Genomic DNA, 24,534 nt, shown 5'->3' on the forward strand with positions numbered 1-24,534 from the left:
GTTGTTGTTTCCTCGGGTCGCGGACGGATGCCGGCGATCGGCAATCGCCTCTGACGTTTCTTCTGTTGAGCGAGTTAATCGGCCGATTAACTTTTCTCGCCTTCACGCCAGCGAGGCAAGCGGTTTTCATGCCGCACGGCCAAAATAAAACGGCGCGCACCGAAGTGCGCGCCGCGGAAAATTTGCGTGGAGACGCTAAGTCGAACTGTCAGCGCGCAGCAGCGACCGCGCGTTGTGCCATCACCTTGATCAGATTGGCGCGATATTCCGCCGTGCCGTGGATGTCGGCCAGCAATCCGTTCGCCGAGATGCTGACGCTGTCGATCGCCGATGGCGACCAGTTCGCCTTCAGCGCCGCCTCGATCGCGCCCACCCGCATCACGCCGGTTTGCGAGGCGCCGGTGGCGGCGACCCGAACCTCGCCCGACTTGGCTTGCGCCACGAACACGCCGGTCAGCGCGAAGCGCGAGGCCGGATGCCGCATCTTCTCGTAGCCCGCCTTTGCCGGCACCGGGAATGACACGGCGGTGATGATCTCGCCGTCTTCGAGCGCCGTCGTGAACAGGCCCTGGAAGAAATCATCCGCCGCAATCGACCGCTTGTTGGTCTTCACGGTGGCGCCGAGCGCGAGCAGCGCCGCCGGGAAATCCGCAGCCGGATCGTTGTTGGCGATCGAGCCGCCGATCGTGCCGCGATAACGCACGGCGGGGTCGCCGAGCACCGAGGTGAGATAGGCGATCGCGGGGATCGCCTGCTTCACATCGGCATTCGTCATGATGTCGTAATAGGTCGTCGCGGCCTTGATGGTCAGAGTGTCGCCCGACAGCTCGACGCCCTGCAGCTCCTTGATCCTGCCGAGGTCGATGACGTCGGAGGGACCTGCGAGGCGCTGCTTCATCACCGGCAGCAGCGTCTGGCCGCCGGCGAGGAACTTCGACTCGCTGCCTTTGGCGAACAGGCTGGCGGCCTCGTCGACCGAGGAGGCGCGATGATAGGTGGTCTGGTACATCTTCGGTCCTCCCTTAAGCCGCGTGGATCGTGCGCCACACCCTGTCAGGGGTTGCGGGCATTTCCAGGTTGTTCTTGCCGATCGCATCCGTGATCGCGTTGATCACGGCCGCCGATGCGCCGATCGCGCCGGCCTCACCGCAACCCTTGATGCCCAAGGGATTGCCCGGGCAGAGCGTCGTGGTGTGGGACAGGTTGAACGACGGCACGTCGTCGGCGCGCGGCATGGCGTAATCCATGAACGAGGCCGTGACCGGCTGGCCGTTCGCATCATAGATCGCATGCTCGAGCAACGCCTGCCCGATCCCCTGTACAAGGCCGCCATGGACCTGGCCCTCGACGATCATCGGGTTGATCAGCCGACCGAAATCGTCGGCCGCGACGAAATTGACGAAGGAAGTCTTGCCGGTGCCGGGATCGACCTCGAGCTCGCAGATATAGGCGCCGGCCGGGAAGGTGAAGTTGGTCGGGTCGTAGAAGGCGCTCTCCTTCAAACCCGGCTCCATCCCGTCAGGCAGATTGTGCGCCGTATAGGCCGCGAGCGCGACCATCGGCAGGGCGATCGCCTTGTCGGTGCCTGTCACCTTGAACTCGCCGTTCTCGATGACGATGTCGGCCTCCGATGCCTCCAGCGCATGCGCGGCGATCTTCTTGGCCTTGGATTCCATCTTCTCCATCGCCTTCAGGATCGCGGTGAGGCCGACGGCCGCCGAGCGCGAGCCGTAGGTACCCATGCCGAACTGCACCTTGTCGGTATCGCCATGGACGATCGAGACCTGGCTGATCGGAACGCCCAGGCGCTCAGCGACGAGCTGGCAGAAGGTGGTCTCGTGACCCTGGCCGTGGCTGTGCGAGCCGGTGAGGATCTCGATGGTGCCAACCGGGTTGACGCGCACCTCGGCCGATTCCCACAAGCCGACGCCGGCGCCCAGGCTGCCGACCGCCTTCGACGGCGCGATGCCGCAGGCCTCGATGTAGCAGGACACGCCGATGCCGCGCAGCTTGCCGTCGGCCTTCGCCTTGGCCTTGCGGGCAGGGAAGCCGGCATAATCGATCGCTTTCATCGCCGCATCGAGGGAAGCGTTGAAGTCGCCGGTGTCGTAGGCCATGATCACAGGCGTCTGGTGCGGGAACTGGGTGATGAAGTTGGTCCGCCGCAACTGGGCCGGATCGACGTTCAGCTGCCGCGCCGCCGTTTCCATCAACCGCTCGATCAGATAGCTCGCCTCCGGCCGGCCCGCGCCGCGATAGGCGTCGACCGGCGTGGTGTTGGTGTAGACCCCGATCACCTCGGCATGGATCGCCGGGATGTTGTACTGGCCCGACAGCAGCGTCGCGTAGAGATAGGTCGGCACCGAGGACGAGAACAGCGACATGTAGGCGCCGAAATTGGCGTAGGTCTTCACCTTGAGGCCGATGATCTTGTTGTTGGCGTCGAAGGCCATCTCGGCATGGGTGATGTGATCGCGGCCATGCGCGTCGGTGAGGAAGGCTTCGGTGCGGTCGCCGGTCCACTTGACGGGACGGCCGACTTTCTTCGAGGCCCACAGCGCCACCATCTCCTCGGGATAGATGAAGATCTTGGAGCCGAAGCCGCCGCCGACGTCGGGCGCGATCACGCGCAGCTTGTGCTCGGGGGCGATGTTGTAGAACGCCGAGAGCACGAGACGGGCGACGTGCGGGTTCTGCGACGTCGTATAGAGGGTGAAGTGCTCCTCCGCGGTGTCGTAATCGGCGATCGCCGCGCGCGGCTCCATCGCATTCGGCGCGAGGCGGTTGTTGGTGACGTCGAGCTTCACCACATTGGCGGCTTTCGAGAAGGCGGCATTCACCGCGCCCTCGTCGCCGATCACCCAATCATAGACCTGGTTGCCGGGCGCCTCAGGATGAAGCTGCGGCGCGCCGGGCTTGATGGCGGCGTGCATGTCGGCGACCGCGGGGAGCTCCTCGTAGTCGACCACGACGGCTTCCGCCGCGTCGCGCGCGAGATTCTTGCTGTCGGCGATCACGACGGCAATTGCCTGTCCGACGAAGCGCACCGTCTCCGGCGCCATCGCCGGCCATGCGCCCATCTTCATCGGGCTGCCGTCCTTGGAGGTGATGGCCCATCCGCAGATCAGGTTGCCGACCTTGTCGTCGACCAGCTCCTGTCCGGTGAGCACCGCGACCACGCCCGGCATCTTCAGCGCCGCGGACGAGTCGATCTTCTTGACCTTGGCGTGCGCGTGCGGGCTGCGGATGAAATAGGCATGGGTCATACCCGTCAATTTGATGTCGTCGACGTAACGGCCCTTGCCGGTAATGAAACGCTTGTCTTCCTTGCGCACGACGCGTGCGCCGATGCCTTCAACACCCATGTCTGGTCCTCCCGACCGGAAATTTCCTTGATCGCGCCGTCCATCGACGGCTGCGACGGTTGTTCTTGTTTCGAGGCGCGCCGCTTACTCGGCCGCCTGCGAGACCTTCATGCGGCCGGCGGCGTCCAGCACCGCCTTGACGATGTTGTGATAGCCGGTGCAGCGACAGATATTGCCTTCGAGCTCGGTGCGGACGGTCGCCTCGTCGAGCTGTCCACCATGGCGGTGCACGATGTCGATCGCCGACATGATCATGCCCGGCGTGCAATAGCCGCACTGCAGGCCATGATTGTCGCGGAAGGCGGCCTGCATCGGGTGCAGTTCGTCGCCCTTGGCGATGCCCTCGATCGTGGTGACGCTGGCGCCGTCGGCCTGCCCCGCCAGCATGGTGCAGGATTTCACCGCGCGGCCGTCCATGTGCACGACGCAGGCGCCGCACTGGCTGGTGTCGCAGCCGACATGGGTCCCGGTCAGGTTGAGGTGATCGCGCAGGAGCTGGACCAGCAGCGTGCGGTCCTCGACATCGACAGCAACGGCCTTGCCGTTGACCGTCAGTTTGACTGTAGACACTTGAAGTCCTCCCAAAGTTATTTTGATTGGTTCTAATTAGAGACAGCGCAAACGAAACTTTGCAACTGGGTTTTTGCTGACCGCGGTCATGGAAGGGTCATCGTGATGACGGTCGCCGATCTGCGATTCGGCCACAACGTCTCGTGCCGCCGCCATCACGTGCTGCGACATTGTGGGAGACACACGGAAAGTCGCAGCTAGCATCTGCAATGGCGTGCTCGGCTGCCGCCGCAATAGGCGCGTGAGCCGGTCGCGCGTGCCGTGGTCATCTCGCCGCTTGCCTTGGACCTAGGCCCGGTCGTGCGTCGTTCCTCCCTTTAATGCCGTGCTCGTTGCGCGAATAGGAGCATGCGCCCCCGCCTTTGTAATCGCGATCTTGGTAGTAGGACGAGACGACTTAAGCCATTGATTTTGCTTACGGCAATGCAGCGAAATCATGCCCCGGGGCGAGGCCGGCGGGCCAATCGCCGGGCCATGCGCGCCTAGTACTTCCTGGCGATTGAACGCAGCCGCCCGTGCCCCTAGTCGAGCCGTACAGGCAACGGCAACAAGGGTGGAAGCGATGCAGATGAACGACAGTCAGCGGATCCCGGCGTCGAAGGACACGGTGTGGGCTGCGCTCAACGATCCCGAAATTCTCAGGCGCTGCATTCCCGGCTGCCAATCGCTCGAGATGGCGTCGCCGACCGAGATGACGGCGACCGTGGTGCTGAAGGTCGGTCCGGTGAAGGCGGCGTTCAGCGGCAAGGTGAGGCTGACCGATATCGATGCGCCCAACGGCTATCGCATCGTCGGCGAGGGCGCCGGCGGCGTCGCCGGCTTTGCCAAGGGCGGCGCGAAGGTCAGGCTGGAAGAAGAAGCCCCTGATGTCACCATCCTGCACTACGAGGCCGATGCGCAGATCGGCGGCAAGCTCGCACAGCTCGGCTCGCGATTGATCGACTCGACGTCGCGAAAACTCGCCGCGAGCTTCTTCGAAAATCTCGCCGGCGTGGTAGCGCCATCATCGTGATTGATGCGCGATGCCGCCTTCATTCGAACGCGCATTTCAAGCTGCAAAACAAGGGCAGGACGCAAGGCGCGACAACAAGATGAGCGGCGAAAGCCGCCGATGATTTGCACTACTACCTTCCGCCTATACTAAGCGCGAAACGGCGATGCTGTAATTTCGAACGATGGCTCGCAGGCGAACTGCGCATCACGAGCGCAGTGCGCTCAGGCGCCCAACGAGGCGTGCACAACAACATCGCGGAGGGAATACATGACCTTTGGAACGAAGGGCTTCTTGGCCGGCATCTCCATGATTGCGATGCTCGCCGCCGTTACACCGGGCGTTCGCGCCAACGACTCGGTGCTCAACGCGCAATCCGATTCGAATCAATGGGCCGTTGCCGGCCACGATTACGGCAACACGCGCTTCAGCCCGCTCAAGCAGATCAACACCGAGAACGCCGGGAAGCTGACGCTCGCTTACTCCTTCTCGCTGGCGTCGTTGCGTTCGAACGAATCCTCGCCGATCGTCATCGGCAACACGCTGTACGTTTCGAGCTCGTGGGGTCCGAAATACGTCTATGCGCTCGATGCGGCGACGGGGCAGCGCAAATGGACCTGGGAGCCCGATATTCCCGAGGACGTGCTGCAATACGCCTGCTGCGACGTGAACAGCCGCGGCGTCTCCTACGCCGACGGCAAGATCTTCGTCGGCCGCCTCGACGGCAAGCTGACCGCGCTCGATGCCGCGACCGGCAAGTCGCTGTGGACGGCGAAGGTGGTCGACTACAAGCAGGGCTCGGTCATCACCTCGCCGCCGCTCGTCGTGCGCGACAAGGTCATCAGCGGTTTCGGCGGCGGCGAATACGGCGTGCGCGGCGCGCTGCTGGCCTTCGACATCAACACCGGCAAGCAGGTGTGGCAGACCTACACCGTTCCTTCGCCCGACGAGCCCGGCGGCGATTCCTGGAAGGGCGACTCCGCCCAGCATGGCGGCGGCGCGGCCTGGCTGGTCGGCTCCTACGATCCAAAGACCGACACGGTCTATTGGGGCACCAGCAATCCCGCCCCGTGGAACACGGCGGTGCGTTCGACCGGCGACGGCAATTTCGGCAAGCTGACCAACCTCTACACGGCTTCGACGCTCGCGCTCGATCCCAACACCGGCAAGATCAAGTGGCACATCCAGACCACGCCGGCCGACGCCTGGGACTATGACGGCGTCAACGAAGCCGTGCTCGCGGATCTCAAGATCGGCGGCAGCACCGTTCCGACTCTGATGAAGGCCGATCGCAACGGCTTCTTCTTCGTCGCCAACCGTGAGACCGGCAAGGTGCTGTCGGCGGAGAAATACGTGTTCTCCAACTGGGCCAAGAAGTGGGACGTCGCCACGATGCGCGCGGTCGAGGATCCCGACAAGCGTCCCGGGCCAGGCCATCCCGCCAAGGACATCTGCCCGAACCTGATCGGCGGCAAGAACTGGCAGCCGATGTCGTTCAACCCGCAGACCGGCCTCGTCTACATCCCGTCCAACAACGTCTGCATGGACTGGTCGGTCAGCGACGTCACCTACAAGCGCGGCGTGTTCTATCTCGGCGCCGAATTCCCGACCAAGGAAGGCCCCGGCGGCTTCCTCGGCGAGCTCGTCGCCTGGGATCCGGTCGCGCAGAAGAAGGTCTGGTCGATCAAGGAAGACCTGCCCTTCAACGGCGGCACGCTGACCACCGGCGGCGGCCTCGTGTTTGCCGGCAACATCCATGGCGACTTCCGTGCCATCGATGCGAAGTCCGGCAAGGTGCTGTGGAGCAAGAATCTCGGCTCCGGCATCGGCGCGGGTCCGGTGACCTATCAGGTCGACGGCAAGCAATATGTCGCCATCGTCGTCGGCCGCACCGCTGCGCTGCCTGCGTTCCTGGGCGAGGTAGGAAAGAAGATGACGGCCGCAGCCCCCGAGGGCGGCTCGCTCTTCGTGTTCTCCGTCCAGTGACAACTCGCGCGCGTATCCTCGAGGTGACGGGATACGCGCGCGCTTTCTCCGGATTTTAGCTGCGGCATCGGCCGATGCCTGGTGCCGCTGCGCCCGGCTCAACGAGCTCCGGCGCAACAAAGCCAACACCAAGGGAGACGAGGATGCGTCCGAATCATTCCGCCACCGGTGCGAGCCGACATCGCGCCATCGCAGGCCTGCTCGCATGTGCCGCCGCGGCGCTGATCGTTCCGGCCTCGCCGCTGCAGGCCAACGAGGCGCAACCGTTCCGTCTCTGCGCCGATCCGACCAACCTTCCATTCTCCAGCGACAGTTCGTCGAAGCCGGGCTTCTATGTCGAGATCGGGCAGGCCCTGGCGCAGGCGCTCGGCCGGCCGATCGCCTATGACTGGTACAAATCCTATTTCGGCAAGCGCACCGTGCGGGTCACGCTGCTCGGCAAGCAATGCGACGCCATGATCGGGCTGCCCAGGTCCGCAGATTTCATGGGCCCGGCCGTGATCTTCTCCGACGCCATCGCCAAAGAGGGCTATGCCCTCGTCGCCACCAAGGAATCTGCGAAGGGCGCGGCGATCGGCGGCATCGAGGGCCTCAAGGGCAAGCGCGTCGCCGTGCAGTTCGCCAGCACGCCGCAAAACCTGCTCGCGAGCCGCGACGACATCCAGAAAGTGACGGTGCTGTCGCCTGAGGAGGGCATGCAGGCGCTCGACCAGGGCCGGGCCGACGTCGCCTTCATCTGGGGCCCGGTCGCCGGCTGGCTGAACAAGACCAGCTACGGCGGCCGCTACCAGATCGAGCTCACCGAGGGCGAGGGCCTGTCATGGGACGCCGCCATCGGCTTTGCCAAGGCCTCGACCGAGTTGCGCGACCGCGTCAATGCCGTGTTGCCGCAGCTTCAGGGCAAGATCGGCGAGCTCGCCGTGAAATACGGTTTGCCGGGCGGCGCGCCGGTTCGCTTCGGCGCAGCGCCGACGCCAGCGCCGGTGACGACGGGTACGGGAAGTGGAGCCGGCGTCGCCCAGGTCGCCAATGTCGTGGCGACCGAGACCAAGGGCGATGCGGTCGCGCCGGGCCTTGAGGCCGTCGGCGCGGGCAAGGAGATCTTCAACGGAACCTGCGCCCACTGCCACGGTCCCGATGCGATCCAGAGCGAGCGCAAGATCGATCTGCGGCTGCTGCGTCACCGCTACGGCGACGAGATGCGCGAGAAATATTTGACCACCGTGCAGGAGGGACGGCCGAACAAGGGCATGCCGGCCTGGAAGGAGGTCTATACCGAGGACCAGGTCAACAGCATCTATTCCTTCCTGCTGACGGTCCAGGTCGAATCGAACGATTGAACGGTCTTGACCGAACCCGATCGGGAGGATGTGGTAGCGTTCATCCGGCGCCATCCCGGTGCCGGATTGATGCCGGATAGTTCCGCCTCTTCCGCTGCGGCGGCGGATGCCCGTACGGTGCAGCATTCGGCGGTGCAGTCCTGTGAAGGCGCCATGACCAGCTTCCTGATCATCGACGATCATCCGCTGTTTCGCGAGGCCCTCGGTAATGCGGTGCGGCTGGCCTTGCCGGAGGCGCGGATTGTCGAAGCGATGTCGATCGAGGACGCCCTTCACATCCTGACGGCCGAGCAGGGCGAGGGCATCGACCTCGCGCTGCTCGACCTCCTGCTGCCCGATGCGACCGGCTTCTCCGGCTTTCTGCGCTTGCGCGAGGCCCATCCGCGCCTGCCCGTCGCCATCGTGTCGAGCGAGGAGGACCAGCGCGTCGTTCGCGAGGCGCTGGAGCTCGGGGCCGCGGGTTTTCTGCCGAAGTCGCTGTCGAAGCGCGAGCTGGCGCAGTCGATCGAGGGCGTGCTGAACGGATCGGTGTCGGTGCCGAAGGATTTCGTGGCAACGTCGCAGCGGCGCCGGGCCGAGGCCAGCAAGGCGCTCGAGGTCAAGCTGCGCGAGCTCACGCCGCAGCAGCTTCGCGTGCTCGATCTGCTGCGGCGCGGCTATCCGAACCGGCAGATCGGCCAGGAGCTTCAGCTCGCCGAATCCACGGTGAAGGCGCATATTACCGAAATTCTGCGCAAACTCGGCCTGTTCAGCCGCAACAAGGCGATCATCGAGATCGGCAAGGTGGACCTGCCGGATCCCAAGGCCCGGCCTTATGCGCGGGCCGACCGCGGGCGGCCGCAATGACGCGCGATGTCCCGCTTGACCTGGATCAAGCCGGTCTGGTCCGGCTGCGACATTCTCGTTTCGGCGTCGAACCCGTCGATCATCTGGCCAATCAACCGGGAATGGCTCACGCGTGATGCGATTTCTGATCGTCGAAGACCATCCGTTGTTTCGAGAAGCCTTGGAAGGCGCGCTCCAGATGGCGGCGCCGGCGGCCGAGATCCTTCAGGCGACGTCGATCGACGGTGCGCTCGAGCAGGCCGCGGCGGCTGCCGAGCTCGACCTCATCCTGCTCGATCTGTCGATGCCGGGCACCACGGGCCTTTCCGGCATCATCCGCATCCGCAAGGCCTTTCCCAGGATTCCCGTCGTCATCGTATCAGGGCATCAGGATCCGCAGATCATAGCCGGCGCCTTGTCGCTCGGCGTCTCCGGCTACATCCTCAAATCGTCCTCCAAGCAGGAGCTGGCGCAGTCGATCGGCGAGGTGCTGCGCGGTGCGGTCTGTGTCCCAGCCGCCTATCGCGGGCTCGTCCGCCCGCAACGCGCCGCCGGCCCGGCGCAGGATCTGCTGAAACGCCTGCACGAGCTGACGCCGCAGCAATTGCGCGTGCTCGAAATGCTCAAGCGCGGCCTGCAGAACAAGCAGATCGCCTTCGAGCTGAACATCTCCGAGACCACGGTGAAGGTCCACGTCTCCGACATCCTGCGCAAGCTCAACGTGCTCAGCCGCACCAAGGCCATCGTCGAAATGTCCCGGATCGATTTCGCGACCCTGGCCGGCGAAGGCGCCGGCCTGAAGGGGGAGCGTTCGCAGGCCGATCCGCCCTCAGGATAATCCGGTGTCATTCGTCGGAACGAGGCGAGCCGCGGTTCAAGCCGGTAGCGGCTGGCCGGCTTGCACGCGAGCGATGTAGTCGGCGTACCAGTCCGGCCAGTTCGCATCGTACTGACCGCCGTTCCGCTTCTCGTGCTCACCGTGTGCCTTAGCCGCACGTCGGAGCGCGCTCGCGAGCTCGGACGAGGAGGTGAATGTTGTTCCTGCTGCCTCTACGCGTCCCGGCAATCGCGTGGTGATCTCCTGGAACAGCCAGCCGTTGCCATCGGGATCGTTGAACGAGACGTACGAGCGATAGCTGGCGCGTGCGGGATCCAGACCAGCAATCCGACGGCGCCCGAACAGATAAGGCTCGTCGGGTCCGGTGTGGTCGTCGCCTTCAGCGTGGAAGACTTCGCTGACCTCGACGCCGCGACCGCGCAGATCGTCTCGCGCGCCTTCAATGTCGGAGACGATCAGGTACAGACCCTGGGCGGAGCCGGGCGCCGCCGCGGTCACGTTCTTGCCGAAAATGACCGAGGAGGGGGAGCCGGGAGGTGTGAACTGGATGACGCGGTAGTCGTCAGGCCCGGCGAAATCGGCATCGAGCCGCCATCCGAGGTTCGCATAGAACTTCTTGGCGCGATCGACGTCCGAAACAGGGATGACGACGACTTCGAGCTTCATGTCGATCGTTGGCGCTTGGGTGGTTTCATTTGCATCGGGGGCAAGCATTGCTTCTCTCCTGAATTATAGCGTTTACGATATAATCGTGTGCGCGATATAAAGTACCTTGGAGCCTCAATGTCAACCTTCCGATTTAATCGGACACGATATATATGCACGCGGAGTTTCACATGTCCGTGTTGGAAAGGGCACCCCCATGAGCCTGCAGAACGGTCCCAGAGCCGAATTCAGAGACGATTCCAGAGATGATTCAACGACCAATCAGCCGAAACCGGCCGAGGGCGACCGGCGCCTCGACGATTTCCTGTGCTTCGCGATCTATTCGGCCAACCTCGCCTACGGACGAGCCTACAAGCCGGGCCTCGATGAGCTCGGCCTAACCTACCCCCAGTGGATCGCGATCGTGGCGCTGTGGGAGCAGGACGACCAAACCGTCAGCGAACTCGGCGACAAGATGTTCCTGGAATCCAACACCCTGACGCCGATCCTCAAAAAGCTCGAGGCGGCGGGCTATTTGCGCCGCCAGCGCGATCCCGCCGACGAGCGGCAGGTGCGCGTCAGTCTCACCGACGCCGGCCGACGCCTCCGCGAGAAAGGCATGCACATGAATCTCGTGAAGTCGAGCGGACTAAAGCCCGATGAGTTCGCGCTGCTGCAGAAAAGCGTCGTCAAGCTCCGCGACAATCTAATCAAGGCGATGGAGGAGGAGTGACAGGCCCCTGTCTACTTTGCATGGGGTTGTTTTCGACATTTTTGTCTTGGCTACGTCCGATAACCCCGCCGCAAGGAAGACGAGGCGAAGATCATCCGCGCTTCAGCTCAGCAGGAACGACAGCAGCGCCCGCATCTCGGCCGGCCTGATCGGCTTCTTCAGCACTTCGAGGCCCTGCAGGCTCGCCTGCTTCGCCGCCTGTTCGGAATAGTCGGCGGTGATGATCATGGCGGGCGTGTCGAGCTTCAAATGCTCCCGCACGTCGGTGATGGCCGACAGGCCGCTTTCGCCGTGGTCGAGATGGAGGTCGGCGATCACGACATCGGGCGCGCCGCCGAGCTCGCTGAGGCGCACGAGCGCGTCCGCACCCGATCGCGTGGTCGCGACGTCGCAGCCCCATCCCTCCAGCAGCGCGGCCATCGCCTCCGAGCCGTTCGGATCGTTCTCGATCAGCAGGATCTTGGCGCCTTCGAGCCCGCTGTAATCGTAGTGCCGCGCGGCGGGCGCGACCTCCTGCACCTCGTCGGCGACCTCGGCGAGGTCGGCCGGCTCCAGCTCCAGGGTGAAGGTCGATCCCTTGCCGAGCTGTGACGACAGCCGCACCTCGTGCCCGAGCTCGCTGGCGAAGCGGCGGACGATGGAGAGGCCGAGCCCGAAGCCGGCTTGGTCGGCCGCGTTGGCATCGCCGCGCTGGAATTCGCGGAAGATCGCCTCCTGCTGCGCCTGCGCGATCCCGGGTCCGGTGTCGGAGACCTGGACGCAGATCTGCCCGCTGCGCGGCCGGCATCCGATCACGACGCCGCCGCTGCGGGTATAGCGAATGGCATTGGCGAGCAGGTTCTGCAGGATCCGCCGCAGCATCATCGCATCCGACATCACCGCGAGCTGAGAGGGGCGGATGCGCAAGGACAGGCCTTGCCGCGCGGCGATCGGCTCGAACTCGTTGCGGAGCTGCTCGAACAGGGGGGCCAGCGCGATCGCGCGCACGTCGGGCTTGAGCGCGCCGGAATCGAGCTTGGCGATCTCCAGCAGCGAGCGCAGCAGGTCCTCCAGCATCACCAGCGAGCGGCTCGCCTGGTCGATCAGCACGCCCGCATCCTGCGACTCCATCATCTCCGTCAGTGCGGACAGGGTCAGGCGCGCCGCGTTGAGCGGCTGCAACAGATCGTGGGTGACCGAGATCAGCACGGAGGATTTCAGCGAGCTTGCCGCCTCTGCCTGCTGCTTGGCGCGGTAGAGTCCCTCATTGGCACGCTCGACCGAATGCAGCGCCTCGCGCAATTGGTGCGTCCGGTCGCGAACCTTGTGGTCGAGCGCGATGGCGGTTTCGAACAATGAAAAGGCGTTGAGCTGCTGGTCCATCGAGCGCTCGACGCGCGACATCAGCGCGGCATTGATCTTCCTCAGCTTGGCGGCCTCGCGCCTGAGCTGGTCGACCGCATCGGGGCCCTGCCACATGTCCGTCACGACGGGCGCCTTCCGATCGCAACTCCCGTGAAGGTCTGGTTCACATGCATGGAGCCGAACTGCTCGCCGTAAGTGTGAAAGCCGACCACACGGTTCTGCCGGTACAGTTCTGACATGTCGCGGGCGAGCTGATGCTGCTCGGCATCGAGCCGGCGGAGCAGGCATTCGAAGCCGATATAGAGCGAGACGTCTCCGATCTGGTCGCGGATGTCGGCGAACGTCTCGCGGGCCGCGCCGACCAGGCTTCGCGAGGTCGCGGCGGTCAGCACCATGCCCTCGTCGATGGCGCAGAAGAAATGCAAGGAGCCGTCCGGCTCGACGCGCTGGATCGAGCGCGCGTAATAGGCGCCGCCGACGCGCACCAGGACCGGATGCGAGGCGAAGGAGAACGGATCGAGCTTGGCATCCATGATGCCGACCACGCGCGAATATTCTTGCGCGGCAGGCTCTGCGTTCAGCTCCCGGACCATGCGGTTTTCGATGTCGGCCTCGGTCACCACCATCTTCTGCGCCTGCGGCTCGAAATTGTCGCACTTGAAGACGCGGAACGGCAACGAGGTGTTCAGCAGGATCAAGAGGGCGGCATTGCTGTGTGCCTCGCCGTCGAAGAACACGAATGTCTTCTCGAAGCGCAGCCCGTCGCCTGCCGACCCGCCGACGACCGGAATGTCGTCCAGCGATGCATAGATCGCGGACATCACCGCTTCTTCGCGGCGGCACAGGCCGTCGATCAGGACTAGGCCGAAGGGACTGCCGCGCTCGACCTGCGGCGTGGCCCGCAACAGCTCGTGCCGGAGCTCGCCGCCGATCCTGCGGCCGTCCTCGACGCGGAAGCTGTCGAGATTGAAGATCGGCCGCACCACCGCGGAAAAGTCCGCGCGGCTGAACGCCAGCGCCACGACGCTGTTCTCGTCCCAGCCGTCAGGAGCAAGCTCGCCCGCGGTGGTACAGCCGCAGACTTGTGTGTCGTCGAATTGGCGGCTGATCTCCGCGATGAAGCGATCGGGGTCGTAGCTGGGGGAGACGAACACCAGGATCAGCGCCAGCCCGTCGGACGGGAGCTGGGCCGCCAGCTCGGCCACGGCGTCATCGACGCTCGCGGCCTTCGACTTGGCCACGGCAACGCCAGACGCACCGCCAAACCGAAAATCGGTTTGCCCCACTCCGTTTCTCCCTTAAGGCTCGGTCTGATGCCAAGTGCCTGATAATTATCGAGAGTAGGGCGTTTTCCGGTGAGCCGCAACACGGCAGCCGCTCCCCGCAAGCCCGGTCGGATTTACCACCCCTTGAGGATTCTGCCCTAATTTTCCGCAACGTTCGGAAAGGGCTGCTTCCGGGCCGCAGAATCACATGAGCTGGGGGTTGGGAATGTCCGGGCGTACCGCGTCGCCGTCGAAGCGTGCACTATTTCCGACTCCCAAGTTCCGCGCAAAGATCATACTCGGCTTCGCCGCCGTGCTGGTGATCTCCGCCGGCAGCATGGCGTTTTCCTATTTCGGCTTCGAGCGGGTCGCCGCCGGGGTCGGATCCTACCGCAGCAGCGTGTCGGAGGCCGATCTCGCGCGCAACATCGATCGCGAGCTGCTCGCCTATCGTTCGGCCGTCAGATATTTCGTCGTCACCGGCAAGGAAGACGACGCCAAGGCGGCGCTCGATGCCGAGGCCAGCCTGAAGAATGCCATCGACCAGGCCGTCAAGAGCGCCAAGCAGCCGCCGCGGCAGGAAAGCCTCGGCAAGCTCGCCAAGGAGTTCTCCAACTTCTCCGCCACCTTCGCCAAGGTGCTCCAGGCCAAGCGAGACAGCGCGCTGCTGGTGCAGAACCAGCTCCAGCGCCAAGCCAATCTCCTGAAGTACAAGCTCGACGACATCGGCAACAACGCCTCCGACGCCGAAGCGCAGGCGATCGAGTTTGGCACCAAGCAGGTCAACGCCCAATTCCAGACCGCAAGCGCTGCAGCCACCCAGTTCGTGCTGACGTCCGATCAGGCGATCGCGAACAGCGCCTTGGCGCGGCTGAAATTCGTCGAGAACTCGCTGGGCGCGGTCTATTCCATGGACGACAAGATTGTCGCTGGCCTCAAGGAGGCCAAGTCCATCCTCGGCGCCTATCGCGAGGCGCTGGAGAAGTTGATCGCCAACGCCAAGCTGGTCGATGGCCTCGTCACGGAGATGAGCGGCTCGGCCGGCGCGATCCAGCAAGGCGCCACCGCCATGAAGGCGGACCTCGTCGCCGAGCAGCAGCGGCTGGATTCGGAGTCGGCGGCGACCATCGGGCAGACCGAGCAGCTGGTGCTGATGCTGGCCGTCGGCGGCACGCTGTTAGGCGCGGTCCTCGCCTTCCTGCTCGGCACCGGCATCTCGCGGCCGATGATTGCGATGTGCAAGGCGATGCGCGAGCTGGCCTCGGGCAATTTCGATGTCGTGTTGCCGGGCCTGGGGCGCAAGGACGAGATCGGCGAGATGGCCGGCGCGGTCGAGGAGTTCAAGATCCAGGCCGTTGCAAAGGCCGAGCGCGATGCCGCCGCCAGCGAAGTGCAGAACCGCGAGCAGGCCGCAAGCCGCCGCGCCGAACTGATCCGCTTTGCCGACGATTTCGAGAGCGCGGTCGGCGCCATCGTCTCCAACGTCTCGGCCTCGGCCGTGCAGCTGGAATCGGCCGCCTCGACGCTGACCCGCACCGCCGAGACCACGCAGAGCCTGTCGAGCCAGGTCGCCGGCGTCTCCGAGCAGGCCTCCTCCAACATGCAGTCGGTCGCGACCGCGACCGAAGAGCTCTCGGCCTCGGTCGAGGAGATCGGCCGCCAGGTGCGCGATTCCAGCCGCATCGCAGAGGCTGCCGTGATGCAGGCCAAGGAGACCGACGGCCGCATCGGCAAGCTGTCGCACGCGGCACAGCAGATCGGCGAGGTGGTCAAGCTGATCACCGCGATCGCCGAGCAGACCAATCTGCTGGCGCTGAACGCCACCATCGAGGCCGCCCGCGCGGGTGAAGCCGGCCGCGGCTTCGCGGTGGTTGCGAGCGAGGTGAAATCGCTGGCAAGCCAGACCGCGAAGGCGACCGACGAGATCTCCTCGCACATCACGGGCATGCAGGGCGCCACCGCCGAATCGGTTGCCGCGATCAAGGAGATCGGCGCGACGATCGGCCAGATCTCGTCGATCTCGACCTCGATCGCGAGCGCGGTGGAGCAGCAGGGCGCCGCCACCCAGGAGATCGCCCGCAGCGTCCAGACCGTGGCGCAGGGCACCCAGACCGCGGCCACCGATATCGGCGAGGTCAACCGCGGCGCCGCCGAGACCGGCTCGGCCTCCGAAGAGGTGCTGAACTCGGCCAAGACACTATCGAGCGAAAGCACCCGCCTTCGCGCCGAGCTCGACCGCTTCATGGAGAATATCCGCGCGGCGTAGTAAAGCGCACCTTAACAAATCCCTACGTCACCTAACCGCCAGTTGCGGCGCCACAAGTTTACCGCAGCTTATCCTTTGCCGGTTACCGTGCACACGAGTCGGAAGCGGGCTGCTTCCCGGCTGCGCCTGGTTTTCCGCGAATGGAATGGGGTGGGGGAATGTCGGTCACGTCCAAATCGAGCCAATCGAAGTCGCGCCAATCGAAGCTGCCAACGCTGCGTTTTCGCGCAAAAATCATCCTCGGCTTCGTGGCGGTGCTCGCCATCCTCGCCGTCAGCATGGCGTTCGCCTATTTCGGCTTCGAGCGGATCGCAGGCGCTGTGGCCTCCTACCGCACCAGCGTAGCGGAAGCCGATCTGGCGCGGACGGTCGATCGCGAGCTGATCGCCTATCAGGGGCTGGCACGGGCCTATACCCTGACCGGCGCGGCTGATGACGAGACCGCGGCCAAGGCCGCTGAAGGAAATCTGAAGAGCGCGATCGCCAAATCGATGGCCGCCACCACGGGCGCGGCTCGCCGCGAGCAGGTCGGCAAGCTCGAGGCCGAGTTCCAGAGCTTTACGAAAGTCTTCAGCGAGATCATCACGCTGACGCGCGAGAACAACAAGATCGCGGCCGACGAGCTCAACAGTGTCGGCAACAAGATCCGCTTCAAATTCGACGATCTCGCCGACACCGCGGCGCTGGCGGGTCTCTCCTCGGTGCAGACCACGGCCAAGGACATCACCTCGCAATATCTGGCAGTCTCGACCTCGGTCAGCGCTTTCGTCGCCAAGCCGGAGCCGAAGACCGCCGACGGCGTGATCGCCCGCATCAAGTTCCTCGAGACGCTGCTGGTCTCTGTCTACGCGAACGACCAGAAGATCACCGATCGCGTCAAGGAGATCGGCGATCTCTTGAAGCAGTACCGCACCTCGTTCGCAAAGCTGACCGAGAACGTGAAGGTCATCGTCAAGCTGAACGGCGAGATGACCAAGACAGCGGCGACCATCCTCAAGCTCTCGGCCGAGCTGCGTTCGGATCTTACCGCGGACCAGCAACGCATCGAGGCGAGCGCCAATGCGACGATCGTAGAGACCCAGCAGCTGATGCTGATGATGGCGCTCGGCGGGCTGGCCATCGGCGTCGTGCTGGCCTTGTGGCTCGGCAACGGCATTTCGCGGCCGATGATCGCGATGTGCAAGGCGATGCGCGAGCTGGCCTCGGGCAATTTCGACGTCGTGCTGCCGGGCCTGGGGCGCAAGGACGAGATCGGCGAGATGGCCAGCGCGGTCGAGGAGTTCAAGATCCAGGCCGTTGCAAAGGCCGAGCGCGATGCCGCCGCCAGCGAAGTGCAGAACCGCGAGCAGGCCGCAAGCCGCCGCGCCGAACTGATCCGCTTTGCCGACGATTTCGAGAGCGCGGTCGGCGCCATCGTCTCCAACGTCTCGGCCTCCGCCGTGCAGCTGGAATCGGCCGCCTCGACGCTGACCCGCACCGCCGAGACCACGCAGAGCCTGTCGAGCCAGGTCGCCGGCGTCTCCGAGCAGGCCTCCTCCAACATGCAGTCGGTCGCGACCGCGACCGAAGAGCTCTCGGCCTCGGTCGAGGAGATCGGCCGCCAGGTGCGCGATTCCAGCCGCATCGCAGAGGCTGCCGTGATGCAGGCCAAGGAGACCGACGGCCGCATCGGCAAGCTGTCGCACGCGGCACAGCAGATCGGCGAGGTGGTCAAGCTGATCACCGCGATCGCCGAGCAGACCAATCTGCTGGCGCTGAACGCCACCATCGAGGCCGCCCGCGCGGGTGAAGCCGGCCGCGGCTTCGCGGTGGTTGCGAGCGAGGTGAAATCGCTGGCAAGCCAGACCGCGAAGGCGACCGACGAGATCTCCTCGCACATCACGGGCATGCAGGGCGCCACCGCCGAATCGGTTGCCGCGATCAAGGAGATCGGCGCGACGATCGGCCAGATCTCGTCGATCTCGACCTCGATCGCGAGCGCGGTGGAGCAGCAGGGCGCCGCCACCCAGGAGATCGCCCGCAGCGTCCAGACCGTGGCGCAGGGCACCCAGACCGCGGCCACCGATATCGGCGAGGTCAACCGCGGCGCCGCCGAGACCGGCTCGGCCTCCGAAGAGGTGCTGAACTCGGCCAAGACACTATCGAGCGAAAGCACCCGCCTTCGCGCCGAGCTCGACCGCTTCATGGAGAATATCCGCGCGGCGTAGGTTCGCTGCTCCTGTAGCTCGCGGTCCCGAAGGGCCGCGCTATCGCCTTACACTCCGCTGTCCGGAACGACAGCGGAGTGAGTTCATTCCCTTCCGAACGCCCGCTTCAGCTCGACCTTCGCGCGCTCCAGTCGCGTGCGCTGCGTCTTGGGCAGCGTCTTGCCGGCGCGGTTGATGTAGAAGGTCAGCATCGACAGCGCCGACCGATAGGCGCCGGTCTTGCGTCGCGAGCTGTGCTCGGCCGAGCGCTTCAGCGAGGCCGCAATCCTCTTCGCGCTGGTCAGCTTGAACACCCCTTGCTTGAGGTCGAGCGCATCGCTCTCCTCCGTCACGCGCTGCGACCAGCGCCTTGTGGCGCGTTTGGTGCTCTTGTGCGCGGTCCCGCTCCGACGGGTGTTTGCCTTGCGTGCCGTCTTGCGCGGGCTGCTGTTTCGAGAATGTGTCGTCTTTCTGACCTGAGCCATGCGCCAACTCCTTGCGGGTCCAGCGGAAACGAGCGGTGCTCGCTGGCGTTCCCGCGGGAACCCGGCCCCCTCGCAAACGTTGTCACAGGTGGCAGGCAGAATGCCGCACCCCGATGATCGGATCGACCCCGTCCACGTCATGTGAGCCGGGGCCGCTTCCATTGATCAGACGCAACAATCCGATGGAACTGCAGCAGAGCCCAGCGCTGAACTATGCACCCGTAGTCTCGGCGGCGGCCGTGACCGACCGCATCGTCGAGACCAGCATTCCCTCGCGGCTCGATGCGCTGCCGTGGAGCGGTTTTCACACCCGCGTCGTGCTCGCGCTGGGCATCACCTGGATTCTCGACGGCCTCGAGGTGACGCTTGCGGGTGCGCTCTCCGGTGCGCTGAAGCAAAGCCCATCGATGCAGTTCTCCAATCTCGATCTCGGCATCGCCAACTCCGCCTATCTCGCGGGCGCCGTGCTCGGTGCGCTCGGCTTCGGCTGGCTGACCGACCGTATCGGCCGCAAGAAGCTGTTCTTCATCACGCTGGCGCTCTACCTCTCGGCAACGGCCGCAACCGCGCTGTCATGGGATGTCGCGAGCTATGCGCTGTTCCGCTTTCTCACCGGCGCCGGCATCGGCGGCGAGTACACAGCGATCAACTCGACGATCCAGGAGTTGGTGCCCGCACGCTATCGCGGCTGGACCGATCTCGTGATCAACGGCAGCTTCTGGATCGGGGCTGCGATGGGCGCAGTGGCGGCCATCGTGCTGCTCGATCCCGCAGTATTCGCTCCCGATCTCGGCTGGCGCCTGGCCTATCTGATCGGCGCCGCCCTCGGCCTCGTCGTGCTCTTGATGCGGATGTGGATCCCGGAAAGTCCGCGCTGGCTGATGATTCATGGTCGTCCCGACGAGGCCCATGCCATCGTCGACGGGATCGAGCGGTCGGTGATCGGGCACGACCAGGATACGAGCGACGGACGCTTCACCAAGATCCGCCTGAAGATGCGCGATCACACGCCGATCGCCGAGGTGGTCCACACCTTGTTTTCGGTCTATGGCCGGCGCGCATTGGTCGGCCTCGTTCTGATGAGCGCGCAGGCATTCTTCTACAACGCCATCTTCTTCACCTTCGCGCTGGTGCTGACCGATTTCTACGGCATCAAGGCCGACCACGTCGGCTGGTACTTGCTGCCGTTCGCGGCCGGCAATTTCCTCGGGCCGCTGCTGCTCGGCCGCCTGTTCGATACGCTGGGACGCCGCACCATGATCACGTTCACCTATGGCGCATCGGGCCTGTTGCTGGCGCTATCAGGCTATCTGTTCTCGATCGGTGTCCTGAGCGCGCAGGGGCAGACCATCGCCTGGATGGTGATCTTCTTCTTCGCCTCGCCCGCCGCGAGCGCGGCCTATCTCACCGTCAGCGAGACCTTTCCCCTCGAGGTTCGCGCGCTGGCGATCGCGGTGTTCTATGCGGTCGGCACCGGCATCGGCGGCGTGATCGGGCCGGCGTTGTTCGGCGCGCTGATCGACACGGGATCGCGCACCAGCGTATTCGCCGGCTATCTGCTGGGGGCCGTCCTGATGATCGCGGCTGCGATCGTGGCGTGGCGCTATGCCGTCGCCGCCGAGCGCAAATCGCTCGAACACATCGCGCGGCCGCTCGCCTTTATGGAGTAGACTGATGAAATCGGAACTTGCGGAAATGGCGTTGGACCAGAAGCTCACCATACCTGATGACGACGAGACGCCGGAAACGGTGCCGGTGCCGCATGCGTTGGTGCCGCATCTCGATGAAATCGCCATTCTGCTCGACATCGATGGCACGCTGCTTGAGCTGATGCCGACGCCGCGCGAGGTGTGGGTGCCGCCGGGCCTGTCGGAAACGCTGAAAGCTTTGACCGAGCGCACCTCGGGGGCGCTGGCGCTAGTCAGCGGCCGCTCGCTCAACGACATCGACCTGATCTTCGCGCCCGACGTGTTCCGCGCCGTCGCCGGTCATGGCGCGGAGATGCGGCTGGCGGTGGACAGTGAAGCGGATGCCCTGCACGCGCCGCCGCTCGACAAGGAGCTGAAGCGGCGCCTCGCCGCCATCGCCAAGCTCAGCCCTGGAATCCTGCTCGAGGACAAGGGCTATTCGCTCGCGCTGCATTACCGCCTGGCGCCGCATGCGGAGAAGGCGATCTACGAATCCGTCTCACTGATCCGCGCCGATCTGCCCAATGCGCCGATCGAGGTGCTGCCGGGCAAGTTCGTCTGCGAGATCAAGCATTCCGGATTCACCAAGGCGAGCGGCGTGCGCGAGTTGATGAAGCGCGCGCCGTTCAAAGGACGTCGTCCGCTGTTCATCGGTGACGACGTCACCGATGAGACCGTGTTCGCGATCATGCCCGACATGGACGGGCTGGCGTTCTCGGTCGGCCGCCGCGCCATGGGCGTGAATGGCCACTTCGATGCGCCGGCGGATGTGCGTGCCTTCCTTGCACATCTGCTCGATCCCAGGTGAAACCAAGGCAGCGTCATCTCGCAGACACAAAGGCTTCCATCGCAGCGCCATTGCGCGCTGCAATGCATGCTGCGCAACAGGACCGGAAACGCTGTCTTTGCAGCGAAATGACTGGGTTCCACGAGCGAAACCAGTTCCAACGCGCACGCCCGATTTTGGTTTCAATTGGTTGAAACGATGATCAGGAACCATATTGATGAACGGCAGTTAAATGGGGCGGAATGAACAGGAGGGGACGACCTGTGAACTTGATCGTCGTTTCAAATCGCGTCGCCCGCGGCAAACCCAACGAGCCCATGACGGGCGGCCTTGCGGCGGCATTGCTTCCCGTTGTGGAACATTCTGGTGCGATCTGGGTCGGTTCCTCCGGCCGGGTGCGTGATGGCCACCAGAAGGAGCCGTTCGCCGAGATCGAGGCGCTCGGGACAGGCGCGATTGCGACGTTGGATCTGCCGGCGGCCCATTACGGCGGATACTACGAAGGCTTTGCCAATTCGGCGCTGTGGCCGGCGCTGCATTCGCGCAGCGACCTGATCCGCGTCTCGCGCGAGGACTATGTCAGCTATCGCGAGGTCAACGCCTTCATGGCGCGCGCCTTGATGCGTTTCCGCAAAGCCCGGACTGCGTTCTGGGTTCAGGACTATCACTTCCTCGCGCTTGGTGCCGAGCTGCGCGAGCTCGGCGTCGATGATCCCATCGGCTTCTTCCTGCATACGCCGTGGCCCGTCACTGCTGTGATGCAGGGCGTACCCAACCATCGCGAGCTGATCACCGCGATGCTGGCCTATGATCTGCTCGGCTTCCAGACCGAGGAAGATCGGCAGAACTTCCTCGGCTATGTCGGCGCCGAGCTCGGCCTCACCATCGAGGACGGGGTCGTGGTCTCGCAGCATGGGCGCACGCGCTGTGAAGTTTTCCCGATCGGCATCGATGCGGAGAAGTTCGCCGCCTATGCCGCGAAGTCGGCCGCGCATCCGGATGTGTCGCGCCTGCGCCGCAGCCTCAACGGCGAGCGCCTCGCGATCGGCGTCGACCGGCTCGACTATTCCAAGGGTCTCGTCAACCGCATCAGCGCATTCGACCGGCTCTGGACCGAGCAGCCGCAGTTTGCGCGCAGCATCTCGCTGCTCCAGATCGCCAATCCCTCGCGCGGCGGCATCGAGGCCTATGGCAATCTCCAGAACGAGGTCGCGCGCCTCGTCACCGACGTCAACGGCCGCCACGGCGAGGTCGACTGGACGCCGATCCGCTATTTGAACAAAGGCTTCAGCCAGGCCGTGCTCGCCGGTCTCTACCGCACCGCGCAGGTCGGCGTGGTGACGCCGCTGCACGACGGCATGAACCTCGTCGCCAAGGAATACGTCGCCGCGCAAAATCCCGCCGATCCAGGCGTGCTGGTGCTGTCGAAGTTCGCCGGCGCCGCCAACGAGCTCGACGCTGCGCTGCTGGTCAATCCGCACGATATCGACGGCATGGCCCGCGCGGTCGCGGTCGCGGCATCCATGCCGCTCACCGAGCGCAAGATGCGCTGGGATGCGATGATGAAGAAGCTGCGCGGCCACACCATCCAGCAATGGTCCGCCGATTTCGTCGCCGAGCTCGAGAAGTGCCGCACCGAGAAGGCCGCCGTGGCGCCGCTCGCGGCCCAGCCGCCGCAGGCGCTGCGCTGGTTGAAGTCCGCGATCTCAGGCGTGCGGTTGATCTAATCTCAGCTTGGCTCGATCTCACCCTCTCCCCTTGTTGTGGGAGAGGGTGGCATAGGGGGCCTCTGGCCGCCGTTCTTAAGAACGCCGATGCTTTGCATCGGCTATGGCGACAGCGGCGAGACGGGTGAGGGGTGTCTCTCCACGCGTGAACGTCTCGCAGCAAGATTCGTGGATGCAACCCCTCATCCGGCGCTTCGCGCCACCTTCTCCCGCAAGGGGAGAAGGCAAGAGCGCCCCTCAATAGCAATACGACACGCCGTCCAGGATCGCGCATTGCCGCTTGTTCGGCGCGTTCGGATTATCCAGCGGCACCACGCCCTTGCCCTGGCCGACGAACACGCCGGGCCCGACATGCACCGAGCTCTTGTTGCCGATGATCACGCTCTGATGCGGCGCCGAGCTGGAGCGCGTGCCGTCCGGCCAGAGGATGGCATCGCCTGAAAGCACCCCGCGCCGTCCGTCGTCGCAGCTGACGTCGACCCCCTGCCGGGTGCAGACCTGGGCCAGGGCCGGCGCGGCAAGGGCGGAGCCGAGGGTCGAAATCAGGCTTAGGGCGGCGATGGTCTTGCGGATGGTCATGGCGTCCCCGGTCGTGTGTGGCGGCTTGCCGTGAATCGTCGCGCCAGGGCCGCCCGCGGTTCAGCCTCGCGGCCGCTTCGGGTGCCCGCGGAGCCGGATATTCTGCTGCAAATACAGTAAGTTGCGGAAAAATCGCCCGATATCTCCGCGATCCCTTGCAAAATCGTCGGCGCCCGTTCAAGAGAGGGCGCTCCGGAGAGATGGCCGAGTGGCTTAAGGCGCACGCTTGGAAAGCGTGTGTGCGGGAAACCGTACCGTGGGTTCGAATCCCACTCTCTCCGCCACGAATACCAGACATCTTTTTGATGATATTTGATTTTTTCAAATTAAGGGTGGCTCGGCCCCACATTGTGCCCCACATAATTTTTGGCTTGATTCCCCTTGGTAAGCGGGCCGGGCACGACCCAAAGCTCAGTCATCAACCTGCGGCCCCTCCGGTCCACGTGCCTTTATCGGTCACAATTTTTAGAGTCACCGGCTCACAGTTCAGCCCGACGCCATAGGCGTCACCGGTTTTGATCGTCTTCTCAGTTACATTGATGAATTGCGCTGCCATCAGCATTACGAGGCCGTTGTCCAACACGCACCCTGGCCTGCCATTGACGACAACCTGCTCGATAGTAATTGGCTGTTCGTTCATGGATATGATTTTCAAGTGACTCCAACACTGCGTCGCCTTTCGGTCCAAGTACCTGCACTCATGCGAAACCCTAAGTGAAGGCCCCGTTGGCGGAACGTAGCCGGTAGCTACATCGATAGCATTTGCGAGCGCGGGCTTTAGCGCCGGAAACCAAGCGTACAGAGTTTGGATATTGGCAATCGCGAGCGGAATGCCCAGCAGCAGAAGCAGGGTTATCGTCGCACTGATCTTCTTCATTGAAAACCCCCTCGTCCTCGAATGCGGATTGGCCAGC

Annotated in this window: 20 protein-coding genes and 1 tRNA gene; 12 read left to right on the plus strand and 9 right to left on the minus strand. The window is 64.5% G+C overall.

Translation table 11 applies throughout. The annotated features are described in order from the left end of the window. Positions 1–208: 208 nt before the first annotated feature. The 3 genes from N2605_RS00005 to N2605_RS00015 all read right to left on the minus strand — a co-directional run bounded on the left by N2605_RS00005 (position 209) and on the right by N2605_RS00015 (position 3,935). The gene (locus tag N2605_RS00005) at positions 209–1,009 is read right to left on the minus strand and encodes an FAD binding domain-containing protein (RefSeq protein ID WP_036031377.1); all 801 of its coding nucleotides are present in this window, start codon (positions 1,007–1,009) and stop codon (positions 209–211) included. A gap of 13 nt (positions 1,010–1,022) precedes the next feature. Continuing rightward, positions 1,023–3,365 (minus strand): xanthine dehydrogenase family protein molybdopterin-binding subunit, encoded by a 2,343-nt coding sequence (locus N2605_RS00010; protein WP_036016129.1) that lies wholly within the window; start codon positions 3,363–3,365, stop codon positions 1,023–1,025. 84 nt (positions 3,366–3,449) lie between these two features. Next, positions 3,450–3,935 carry a (2Fe-2S)-binding protein gene (locus tag N2605_RS00015; protein WP_036016131.1) on the minus strand — a complete coding sequence of 162 codons (486 nt, stop codon included), beginning with the start codon at positions 3,933–3,935 and terminating at the stop codon, positions 3,450–3,452. A 562-nt stretch (positions 3,936–4,497) separates the two neighbouring features. Here N2605_RS00015 and N2605_RS00020 point away from each other — a divergent pair. The 5 genes from N2605_RS00020 to N2605_RS00040 all read left to right on the plus strand — a co-directional run bounded on the left by N2605_RS00020 (position 4,498) and on the right by N2605_RS00040 (position 9,915). Next, complete coding sequence (locus N2605_RS00020) at positions 4,498–4,947, plus strand: SRPBCC family protein (protein WP_036031382.1); 450 nt, start codon at positions 4,498–4,500, stop codon at positions 4,945–4,947. A gap of 249 nt (positions 4,948–5,196) precedes the next feature. Then, positions 5,197–6,912, plus strand: a complete 1,716-nt coding sequence (locus N2605_RS00025) for a PQQ-dependent methanol/ethanol family dehydrogenase (protein WP_260345483.1) — start codon at positions 5,197–5,199, stop codon at positions 6,910–6,912. A gap of 143 nt (positions 6,913–7,055) precedes the next feature. Then, complete coding sequence (locus N2605_RS00030; RefSeq protein WP_260345484.1) at positions 7,056–8,252, plus strand: c-type cytochrome; 1,197 nt, start codon at positions 7,056–7,058, stop codon at positions 8,250–8,252. A gap of 153 nt (positions 8,253–8,405) precedes the next feature. Continuing rightward, positions 8,406–9,098: a response regulator gene (locus tag N2605_RS00035; RefSeq protein WP_036016149.1), complete on the plus strand. Its 693-nt coding sequence runs from the start codon at positions 8,406–8,408 to the stop codon at positions 9,096–9,098. 115 nt (positions 9,099–9,213) lie between these two features. Further along, positions 9,214–9,915, plus strand: a complete 702-nt coding sequence (locus N2605_RS00040) for a response regulator (RefSeq protein ID WP_050996263.1) — start codon at positions 9,214–9,216, stop codon at positions 9,913–9,915. A 36-nt stretch (positions 9,916–9,951) separates the two neighbouring features. Here N2605_RS00040 and N2605_RS00045 read toward each other — a convergent pair whose 3' ends face one another. Continuing rightward, positions 9,952–10,629 (minus strand): VOC family protein, encoded by a 678-nt coding sequence (locus tag N2605_RS00045; RefSeq protein WP_260345485.1) that lies wholly within the window; start codon positions 10,627–10,629, stop codon positions 9,952–9,954. A 148-nt stretch (positions 10,630–10,777) separates the two neighbouring features. Here N2605_RS00045 and N2605_RS00050 point away from each other — a divergent pair, with 148 nt between their 5' ends. Beyond that, the gene (locus N2605_RS00050) at positions 10,778–11,293 is read left to right on the plus strand and encodes a MarR family winged helix-turn-helix transcriptional regulator (RefSeq protein WP_260345486.1); all 516 of its coding nucleotides are present in this window, start codon (positions 10,778–10,780) and stop codon (positions 11,291–11,293) included. 102 nt (positions 11,294–11,395) lie between these two features. Here N2605_RS00050 and N2605_RS00055 read toward each other — a convergent pair whose 3' ends face one another. Both N2605_RS00055 and N2605_RS00060 read right to left on the minus strand, forming a co-directional pair. Beyond that, positions 11,396–12,751, minus strand: a complete 1,356-nt coding sequence (locus tag N2605_RS00055; protein WP_260347541.1) for a hybrid sensor histidine kinase/response regulator — start codon at positions 12,749–12,751, stop codon at positions 11,396–11,398. A 5-nt stretch (positions 12,752–12,756) separates the two neighbouring features. Beyond that, the gene (locus N2605_RS00060) at positions 12,757–13,923 is read right to left on the minus strand and encodes an FIST N-terminal domain-containing protein (RefSeq protein WP_260345487.1); all 1,167 of its coding nucleotides are present in this window, start codon (positions 13,921–13,923) and stop codon (positions 12,757–12,759) included. Between the two features lie 205 nt (positions 13,924–14,128). Here N2605_RS00060 and N2605_RS00065 point away from each other — a divergent pair, with 205 nt between their 5' ends. Continuing rightward, complete coding sequence (locus N2605_RS00065; RefSeq protein WP_260345488.1) at positions 14,129–16,168, plus strand: methyl-accepting chemotaxis protein; 2,040 nt, start codon at positions 14,129–14,131, stop codon at positions 16,166–16,168. A 158-nt stretch (positions 16,169–16,326) separates the two neighbouring features. Further along, positions 16,327–18,375: a methyl-accepting chemotaxis protein gene (locus N2605_RS00070; RefSeq protein WP_260345489.1), complete on the plus strand. Its 2,049-nt coding sequence runs from the start codon at positions 16,327–16,329 to the stop codon at positions 18,373–18,375. A gap of 83 nt (positions 18,376–18,458) precedes the next feature. Here the strand turns inward: N2605_RS00070 and N2605_RS00075 are convergent, their stop codons facing one another. Next, positions 18,459–18,839, minus strand: coding sequence for a DUF3175 domain-containing protein (locus N2605_RS00075; RefSeq protein WP_128265462.1), 381 nt, complete (start codon positions 18,837–18,839; stop codon positions 18,459–18,461). A gap of 182 nt (positions 18,840–19,021) precedes the next feature. Here N2605_RS00075 and N2605_RS00080 point away from each other — a divergent pair, with 182 nt between their 5' ends. The 3 genes from N2605_RS00080 to N2605_RS00090 all read left to right on the plus strand — a co-directional run bounded on the left by N2605_RS00080 (position 19,022) and on the right by N2605_RS00090 (position 23,041). Then, complete coding sequence (locus tag N2605_RS00080) at positions 19,022–20,509, plus strand: MFS transporter (RefSeq protein WP_260345490.1); 1,488 nt, start codon at positions 19,022–19,024, stop codon at positions 20,507–20,509. A 4-nt stretch (positions 20,510–20,513) separates the two neighbouring features. Next, complete coding sequence (gene otsB / locus N2605_RS00085) at positions 20,514–21,335, plus strand: trehalose-phosphatase (RefSeq protein ID WP_036016048.1); 822 nt, start codon at positions 20,514–20,516, stop codon at positions 21,333–21,335. A 242-nt stretch (positions 21,336–21,577) separates the two neighbouring features. After that, positions 21,578–23,041, plus strand: a complete 1,464-nt coding sequence (locus N2605_RS00090; protein WP_036016051.1) for a trehalose-6-phosphate synthase — start codon at positions 21,578–21,580, stop codon at positions 23,039–23,041. Positions 23,042–23,278: 237 nt separating this feature from the next. Here N2605_RS00090 and N2605_RS00095 read toward each other — a convergent pair whose 3' ends face one another. After that, positions 23,279–23,620, minus strand: a complete 342-nt coding sequence (locus N2605_RS00095) for a hypothetical protein (protein WP_036016053.1) — start codon at positions 23,618–23,620, stop codon at positions 23,279–23,281. Between the two features lie 194 nt (positions 23,621–23,814). Here N2605_RS00095 and N2605_RS00100 point away from each other — a divergent pair. Next, positions 23,815–23,904, plus strand: a tRNA-Ser gene (locus tag N2605_RS00100). Positions 23,905–24,038: 134 nt separating this feature from the next. On the opposite strand, the gene N2605_RS00105 is transcribed toward N2605_RS00100, so the two are convergent. Continuing rightward, positions 24,039–24,497, minus strand: coding sequence for a hypothetical protein (locus N2605_RS00105; protein WP_260345491.1), 459 nt, complete (start codon positions 24,495–24,497; stop codon positions 24,039–24,041). Positions 24,498–24,534: the final 37 nt, after the last annotated feature.

Origin of the sequence: Bradyrhizobium yuanmingense (assembly GCF_025200905.1) — a bacterium.
In the GTDB taxonomy this organism is placed as follows: domain Bacteria; phylum Pseudomonadota; class Alphaproteobacteria; order Rhizobiales; family Xanthobacteraceae; genus Bradyrhizobium; species Bradyrhizobium yuanmingense.